Raw genomic sequence first — 347 nt, 5'->3', positions numbered from 1 at the left:
GGAAGTGTAAAGTAAACTCTGTCTACTTCCTCAGCCCTTCTTCCGGGGGCTAGCCCCCGGAAGAAGGGCTGCGCGCCAAATCAAGGGGTAACCGGTCTCCAAATTTTATGGCCAACTGTTGTACGGTCAAACTCCAGTTCCGCAAAGGCGATGTCCATTTTTTCTCAATATTTTTGGTAGCCAGATAGACCAGTTTCAACAAGGCCATGTCCGAGGTGAATGCCCCCTTGGTCTTGGTCACCTTCCTGATCTGACGATGATAACCCTCTACTGCGTTGGTCGTGTAAATCAACTTCCTTATTGGAGCTGAGTACTGAAAATAAGTGGTCAGCTTCTCCCAGTTGGCT

1 protein-coding gene is annotated in these 347 nt (G+C 49.0%); it reads right to left on the bottom strand.

Annotated elements, in window-relative coordinates; translation table 11 throughout:
• Positions 1-49 precede the first annotated feature (49 nt).
• Positions 50-347, bottom strand: a 298-nt coding sequence (locus AC04NP_RS30740) for a transposase (protein WP_482863961.1), incomplete at its 5' end; no start/stop codon positions are given.

The organism is Agaribacillus sp. DX54, from assembly GCF_056858335.1.
This window is presented reverse-complemented; position numbering and strand designations above follow the sequence as displayed.